Origin of the sequence: Actinoplanes sp. NPDC049802 (assembly GCF_040656595.1) — a bacterium.
Classification (GTDB): domain Bacteria; phylum Actinomycetota; class Actinomycetes; order Mycobacteriales; family Micromonosporaceae; genus Actinoplanes.
In genome coordinates, this window is sequence record NZ_JBFAMR010000088.1 from 22,455 (window position 1) to 30,123 (window position 7,669).

Here is a 7,669-nt window from a genome sequence, read left to right on the forward strand (position 1 = left end):
GGGCCAGGCAGATCGCCAGTGCGTTAGGGGAGTGATGATGTTCAATCCGCTCGATCACAAAGGGATCCCGTTGGATCAGCAGATCCGCAACTGGCGCGAGCTGAACGTCGAACCGATCGATCCGGAAGCGGTCGACCCTTATACCCGTTGCCGGATCATCACGATGAATGGCATCGAGGCCGAGGCGATCATGTTCTCGCACCAGTTCGCCCGCGTCTGCCCCGACGCCGACGTCAAGCGGCACCTGGCTTACACCCGGTTCGTGGAGAGCCAGCAGCAGCGGGTGGTCAACTGGTTACTGCCGGGGCTGGCGAGCGTGCTGGAGACGACGCTGGGCTATGAGCAGGTCGCGGTCGACCTGACGGCGTGGGTGGCCCGTCACGAACCCGACCCGTACCTGAGGCAGGCGTACGAATTCGGGGTGCTTGAGGATTTCGACCACCTGTACCGATACGCCAATCTGTATGAGATGGTCGAGCGCCGCAAGGCGGAGAAGATCGTCGACGGGGTCACCGAGGTGATGCCGGGCCGCCCGACGGTGGCGGAGTTCCGGCACCCGTTCGACAACGTGAACGACCCGTATGACAAGGACGCCGTCGATCCGCGGTCGAAGCTGCACGCGCTGACGATCCTGTCCGCCGAACAGCAGGTGATGCTCTATTACATGAACACCGGCCCGCAGTACATGGAGCCGATCGCCCGGCAGTTGTACCAGGAGATCAGCCTCATCGAGCAGGAGCATGTGACCCACTACGAGTCCCTGGTGGACCCGGGCGAGACGTGGTGGGAGCGGCTGGTCACGCACGAGTACAACGAGTGCTGGCTGTACTGGTCGTTCATGGAGCAGGAGAGCGACCCGCGCATCAAAGCCGTCTGGGAGCTTCACCTGCAGATGGAACTCGCCCAACTCCAGCACGCCGCCGACCTGCTGCGCGTCCACGACGGCCGAGAGCCCGAGCAGATCGTCGGCGACACCGGCCTGCCGGAGCCGCTGAAGTTCGAGCCGAACAAGGAGTACCTGCGCCATCTGCTCGCCACCCAGATCGACCTGACCAAACTCGGTGCCGGGTACGTGCGCGAGGCGCACGAGCGCTTCGAGCAGATGCAGGAACGCATCCATGGCGGCGAGAAACCGCCGAGCGAGGTCGTCATCGACGCCCACCGGGAGGTGTTCGGCGACGAGTACCGATTGGAGACGGAGGGCCCGCATCCTGTCGAGTCGCTGCGCGCAACGGAGGGGCCCCGCCATGCCTGACCGCCGGACCGCCGACACCGCACTTCCCACCGGCACCGATGTCGACGTCGTGGACCTGCTACTAACCCAGCATGCCCGCATCGAGGAACAGTTCCTACTTGTCATCGGCGCTTCCGGGCAGGCGAGGCAGCGGGCGTTCGACGACCTGGTACGGCTGCTCGCGGTGCACGAGACCGCAGAGGAGGAGGTCGTACACCCGCTGAGCCGCACCATCGCCGACGGCGCCGACGGCATCGTCGACGATCGTCTGCAGGAAGAGCGCCAGGCCAAGGAGATGTTGACAGCCCTGATCGATGCCGACGTCGACAGCGACGGGTTCGAGACCTCGCTGCTGCTGCTGCGCAACGCTGTCCTCACCCACGCGCGCCACGAAGAACGGTACGAGTTTCCGCAGCTGCGCGCCAAGGTGCCGGCGGACCGGCTACGCGGCCTCGCCGACGTGGTACGAGCCGCGGAGGCTGCCGCGCCGACGCGCCCCCACCCTGGGGCCGAGTCCGCGACGGCCAACCTCGTCGCCGGCCCGGTACTGGCGGCCGCCGACCGGGCCCGGGACTTGGTCCGCGAGGCTGCCCGCCGCATCGAGTCCTGACCGATCGCGTCGAAAGGCGCCCGTTCCCCGCGCCGTCAAGCCCGGTTGGTGCCGATGACGAACGAAAGCCACGCCAGCCGATGCCGGCCTCGCGCGTGGCAGGCGGCGTCCGGATGGCAGGTCAGATCGCGGTCGGGGTGTCGTCGTGGCCCGGTGTGTGCGGGCAGTTGCGCAGGGCGCTCCAGCCGAGCAGTCCGGTGAGTTGTTGGAGCCGGTCACCGACGGTGACGCCGCTGCCGGTGATGTCGCATGCGTACATGCCGTTGTCATGGCGGCTGCCGCGCATCTTGAGGACGCTCAGGGCCCGGCCGGTCTCGGAACAGTGCTCGATGTAACGGATCTGGACCACGTTGTGGAACAGGAACATGAGGCCGACCAGAGGGTCTGCCATCGGCCCGAACGTCGTCGTCTCGCCGGTGACCCACAACGATGCCCCGGCGCTGCATACCGTGCCGGCGAGACTGCGCAGGTAAGCGGGGAACCGGTCCGCTTCCCGGGCCGCGTAGGCCATCTCGGCCAGGCTGTCGATCACGACCCGGGTAGTCGTCCCGTCGGCGAGACGGTGACGGATCACAGCGGCCAGCACGTCGAGGTCGAGACTGCCCATCGGTACGTGGGAGATCAACAGCTGGTCGCTGGCGCGGGCGGCCGCGAAGTCCCACCCGAACGTACCCGCCATGGCGGTCAGCTGATCAGCGGTGCCCTGGAAGGTGATGTAGAGGCAACGCTCACCCTGAGCGAGGCCCTCGGCGAGGAAGTTGAGACAGCTGATGCTCTTGCCCGCGCCGGAGGGACCCAGCATGAGAGTGGCATCCCCCCGCGGGATCCCGCCACCGGTCAACGCGTCGAGTCCGATGATCCCGGAGCGGATCCGCCCGTCGCCGGGTGCCGTATCGTCGCGCACGAACGACTCGACCCGCGGGTACACCCGGAATCCGTCGCCGGTGATGTGCACCGTGTGGGTGCCGCCGAGGTGGGCGGTGCCTCGCATCTTGACGACCCGCAGGCCGCGCCAGTCGACCGGACCGCGCGGCTGGTAGGACAGTTGGATGATGCCGTCGGCCAGGGAGAACTCGACCTTTGCCTGCAACTCCTCGGGGGTGTACTCCCCCAACAGCAGCAGGACCGTCCTGCTGTGCGCGACGCGGCTGGTCAGCTTGTAGAGCGCCGTCCGCAGAGCGTGGCCGCTGACGATGTCCTGCAGCATCTTGGTGCTGTCGATCACGACCACGACCGGCTGTTCGTCGAACGCCTTGGCGACCACCTCGTCGATCAGTGGCCCCAGGTCCTCGTGCAGCAGGTCGCCCAGGTGCACGAACTCGACCTTCGGACCCACCGCCGCGGAGTCGAAGAACGCGAACCCCCGCAGGTGCTCGACCAGTCTCGAGTGCGGCTCCGACAGGGTCGTGTAGAAGACGGCCTTGTGCTCGGCAGTGGCGTTGGTGAAGCAGATCTGCTGCGCCAGGATCGTCTTTCCCGTCCCCGGTGGCCCGGCCAGAACCACCACCGAGCCCGGCTCCAGCCCGCCGCCCAGGATCAGGTCCAGGTCCGCCAGCCCGGTCGACAGCCGTTTCACTTCGTGCGTCCTTCCCGGAGCAGGCCCTCGGCCACCGCGAGCACCTCGGTGCACTGGTAGGGCTTGGCCAGCGCCGCGTCGGCGTCGACCGCCAGCTGCCAGTCCCCGCTGACCGACAGGATCGGAATCGCTGCGGTCGCCGGGTCGGCCCGCAGCGCTCGGATCAGTTCGACACCGTCCATGACCGGCATCATCATGTCGGTCACGACCAGATCCGGTGGTGACTGGTGAATCGCGGTCAGAGCGGCGGCGCCATCACCGGCCTCGGTCACCTCATGCCCGGCCCGCGCGAAGATCCGCCGCAGCACGAACCGCAGATCCGGCTCGTCATCGACCACCAGAACCGTGCCCACCGAAATCCACCGTTCGCCAACGCACCCCCGAAGCCTCGACTTAACCACAACATTTCACAAGAAAAGCCACCATCGGAAAGGTCAGGCTGTCGGCCCCCTGCCCGCGAAGAGCACCTCCTACACGCCGTGTATCGGGTCGCGCGCCGTACTCGATCGACAAGTCGCCGGTCGGCAGGTCTGGTCTCCGCCAATCGGGGTAGCCAGCGGCTCGACGGTGCATGAGGGAGAGGATTCCGATGAAGATCTGGCCGGGCAACCCGTACCCGTTTGGTGCCACCTACGACGGGGGCGGCACCAACTTCGCGCTCTTCTCCGAGGTGGCTGAACGAGTCGAGTTGTGTCTGTCCGACGAGAGCGGGGAGACCCGGATCGACCTGCCGGAGCGGGAGGCGTTCGTCTGGCACGGCTATCTGCCGCGGACGGTCCCGGGGCAGAGGTACGGTTACCGGGTGCACGGGCCGTACGACCCGTTCCGAGGTCTACGGTGCAACCCGAGCAAGTTGCTGCTCGACCCGTACGCCAAAGCGATCGACGGGCGTATCGAGTGGGACGAGTCCCTGTTCGCCTACCACTTCGACGATCCGGCGAGCTTCAACTACGCCGACTCGGCCCCGTACGCCCCGAGGTCCGTGGTGATCAACCCGTACTTCGACTGGGGCAACGATCGTCCCCTGAAGATCCCGTTCCATCAGACGGTGATCTACGAGACGCACGTCAAGGGCATGACGATCAACCACCCGGAGATCCCGGCGGACGTCCGCGGCACGTACTCCGGGCTGGCCCACCCGGTGATGATCAAGTATCTGCGGCGGCTCGGCGTGACGGCCGTCGAGTTGATGCCGGTGCACCAGTTCGTGCACGACAGCGGCCTGGTCGAGCGCGGTCTGAGCAACTACTGGGGCTACAACACGATCGGCTTCTTCGCCCCGCACAACGGCTACTCCTCGTTCGGCGGGGTCGGCGGGCAGGTGCAGGAGTTCAAAGCGATGGTCAAGGCGCTGCACCAGGCCGGCATAGAGGTGATCCTGGACGTCGTCTACAACCACACCGCGGAGGGCAATCACCTCGGCCCCACGCTCAGTTTCCGGGGCATCGACAACCCGGCGTACTACCGCCTGGTCGACGACGACAAGCAGCACTACTACGACACCACAGGCACCGGGAACAGCCTGAACGTGCGGCACCACGAGTCGCTGCGGCTGATCATGGATTCGCTGCGGTACTGGGTGACCGAGATGCACGTCGACGGGTTCCGCTTCGACCTGGCCGCGTCCTTGGCCCGCGAGTTCCACGAGGTGGACCGGCTCGCCGCGTTCTTCGACCTGGTCAACCAGGACCCGGTGGTCTCCCAGGTCAAGCTCATCGCCGAGCCCTGGGACGTCGGCGACGGCGGCTATCAGGTCGGCGGCTTCCCGCCGAACTGGACGGAGTGGAACGGCAGGTACCGCGACTCGGTCCGCGACTTCTGGCGCGGCGAGCCGTCCAGCCTCGGCGAGTTCGCCTCCCGGTTCACCGGCAGCTCGGACCTGTACGAGATCGATGGGCGCCGGCCCATCGCGTCGATCAACTTCGTCACCGCGCACGACGGGTTCACCCTGCACGATCTGGTGTCCTACAACAACAAGCACAACGACGCCAACGGCGAGGGCAACCGCGACGGTGAGAACCACAACCGCTCCTGGAACTGCGGCGTCGAGGGCCCGGCCGAGAATCCCCAGGTCGATAGCCTGCGGGAGCGGCAGAAGCGGAATTTCCTGGCCACCCTACTGCTGAGCCAGGGCGTGCCGATGATCGCGCACGGTGACGAGTTGGGCCGGACCCAGCGGGGCAACAACAACGTCTACGCCCAGGACAACGAGCTCAGCTGGATCGACTGGATCGACGCCCGGCAGCATGACGTACTGGCCGTGTTCACCCGTAAGCTGACCCGGCTGCGTGCCCAGCATCCGATCTTGCGCCGCCGCCGGTTCTTCACCGGTGAACCGGCCGGTGACTCACCACTTCCCGGCATCGCCTGGCTGCGCCACGACGGCAAGCCCATGTCCGGGCACGACTGGCATGCCGCGGCAGCAGACTCGATCGGCGTGTTCCTCAACGGTGACGGCATCCCGGAACCCGATGCGCTCGGGGATCGGATCACCGACGACTCTTTCCTGTTGCTCTTCAACCCGTCACCGCGGCAGGTCGAGTTCACTCTGCCCGATCCGGCGTACGGGCAGGCGTGGGAGGTCCTGGTCGACACCGCCGACCCGCTGCTGGCGATCGCCTCCGAAAGTGTCAAGGCGCAGGAGCGCCTGTCGTTGACCACCCGCAGCCTGCTCGTGCTGCGCCGACGGTACTGATCGACCCGAACGGACTCATCTGCCCGCCGAAACCGGCCGGAGAAACCACGTCCCTGCGGTGAACGCCGTACACGGCCGGGCGGCCCGTTTCCCAGCGGCTCTACTTTCCTGCCCTGGCGGGGCCGCCACTGGGACGTACCCGGTAGGGCGATCAGCCACGGTCGTGCCGGGGCCGCTGACGGGGCCGGCCATCGTGGAACGCACGTCGCGGCAGCCGGTGGGCGGGGAGCGCGTGCCGCTTCTTCATGCCGGCCGTGGGCTGCTGTCGTCTGTGATGTCGAGCCCGGCCGGCCGGGCTCGCGCTGGCCGGCCGGGCTCGGTCCGGGTGCTGGGCGGCTGCACCTTGACGTAGCCCTCGTCGTCGAGCTCGATCTGGTCCTTGAACAGCTCGCTGCGCGGGTCGTGGCCGATCGCCACGAACACGCCGGTGACGTCGAGGACCTTGGTCTCACCGGACTGCACGTTGCGGAGACGGGCGCCGACGACCTTGCCGTCGGTGCCGAGGATCTCCTCGACCACGGAGTTCCACTCGATCTTGATCTTGTCGTCGTCCAGCGTCCGTTTCTGCATGCCGAAGTCGGCGGCGATCTCACCGGGGAGGCGTCGCCGAGGGTGAGCGCGTCGACGATCGCGAGACGGGCGGGGTCACCGAGGGCGGCGTGGACTCGGGCCCGCGTCGCCAGCGAAGGACTTCAGCGTTCATTGGCTCAATGCTGCCTGAGCTTCCTCCGTGGGGGGCAAGTGAACAGGCCGTGAACGATGTCGCCCCAAGCCTCGAGCCCGCCAGAAAAGCCCGGGTCGGCGGCGGTCCGGTCCGAAGACACTCTGGTGGTGCCCAAGTGGGACCGAATGGCCTGTTCGTCACCCGTCGCCCACGCGATCGGTGACTCGCCGCCGAGCGAGGCAGACCGACTCGGCGAAGGCCGCGAGGCTGGTGACGAACATCTTGCCCAGCGGGTCGTAGACCGTGGTGCCCCTCCGCAGTCGATCAGTGACTACGACGCCGGCGCGAATGGCCTGCCCGCCGTCCGCGGCTGTACCCGACCGGCCGGTTCTCACCGCTACTGCCGAGCTACCGGGTGGTGCCTGACGGGCGCGTCGATGCGTATGGAAAGCCCTCCGCGGCGGCCGAGAAAACTTGGTTCCCGAAGACTAGATTTCCTCGGTCGGGCAGGGTAAGGTTTCTCCCTTTGACGACGGAGATCGGTAAAAGACGCCGACGTGACAGGCCGAGCGTCAAAGCAGGGCCCGGAAGTTCTCGTGGCTCGCTCGGTAACTGCGGTGGAAGCACGTCACCGCATGCAAGGTAAGTGCAGGTCAAGACCTTGACGTAATTCCAGGTCAGGGCAATCGCAGGCAGGGCCGGCGCAGTTTCGGGGCTCCGCCTGATGCAGGAGATCCGCCGCACGTGTGCGGGGCCACGAAGTCGCGTGGGGCTCCGACACCGGCGGGCAGTGGTTAACAGGTAGGTGAAAGTAGAGGAAAGGGAGGGTTTGACGCCGTTGGATCGCCCGCCGTCAGAACGTAGTACCAGTTCTGTGGTGGACACCGTGG

At 66.9% G+C, this 7,669-nt stretch carries 5 protein-coding genes and 1 pseudogene; 3 read left to right on the forward strand and 3 right to left on the reverse strand.

Annotation, left to right across the window (positions count from 1 at the left end; translation table 11 throughout):
• The first annotated feature begins 37 nt into the window (after window positions 1–37).
• A complete protein-coding gene (locus AB0I88_RS35925) occupies window positions 38–1,255 on the forward strand; it encodes a hypothetical protein (RefSeq protein ID WP_361035358.1) in 1,218 nt (405 codons plus the stop codon).
• Entirely contained in the window at window positions 1,248–1,844 is a 597-nt protein-coding gene (locus AB0I88_RS35930) for a hemerythrin domain-containing protein (protein WP_361035361.1), read from the forward strand. Before AB0I88_RS35925 ends, AB0I88_RS35930 begins: the two co-directional genes overlap by 8 nt.
• A 121-nt stretch (window positions 1,845–1,965) precedes the next feature.
• Here AB0I88_RS35930 and AB0I88_RS35935 read toward each other — a convergent pair whose 3' ends face one another.
• Window positions 1,966–3,420: an ATPase domain-containing protein gene (locus AB0I88_RS35935; protein ID WP_361035364.1), complete on the reverse strand. Its 1,455-nt coding sequence runs from the start codon at window positions 3,418–3,420 to the stop codon at window positions 1,966–1,968.
• Window positions 3,417–3,773, reverse strand: coding sequence for a response regulator (locus AB0I88_RS35940; RefSeq protein ID WP_361035367.1), 357 nt, complete (start codon window positions 3,771–3,773; stop codon window positions 3,417–3,419). Before AB0I88_RS35940 ends, AB0I88_RS35935 begins: the two co-directional genes overlap by 4 nt.
• Before the next feature lie 236 nt (window positions 3,774–4,009).
• On the opposite strand from AB0I88_RS35940, the gene glgX reads away from it, so the two are divergent.
• A complete protein-coding gene (gene glgX / locus AB0I88_RS35945) occupies window positions 4,010–6,115 on the forward strand; it encodes a glycogen debranching protein GlgX (RefSeq protein WP_361035370.1) in 2,106 nt (701 codons plus the stop codon).
• A gap of 318 nt (window positions 6,116–6,433) precedes the next feature.
• On the opposite strand, the pseudogene AB0I88_RS35950 reads toward glgX, so the two are convergent.
• Window positions 6,434–6,685 (reverse strand): annotated as a pseudogene (locus tag AB0I88_RS35950) (FAD-dependent oxidoreductase); the annotation flags it as partial.
• Window positions 6,686–7,669: the final 984 nt, after the last annotated feature.

Coding starts and splice junctions, on each gene's coding strand:
- AB0I88_RS35930 (WP_361035361.1), top strand. CDS start 1,248: ATGCCTGACCGCCGGACCGCCGACACCGCACTTCCCACCGGCACCGAT.
- glgX (WP_361035370.1), top strand. CDS start 4,010: ATGAAGATCTGGCCGGGCAACCCGTACCCGTTTGGTGCCACCTACGAC.
- AB0I88_RS35925 (WP_361035358.1), top strand. CDS start 38: ATGTTCAATCCGCTCGATCACAAAGGGATCCCGTTGGATCAGCAGATC.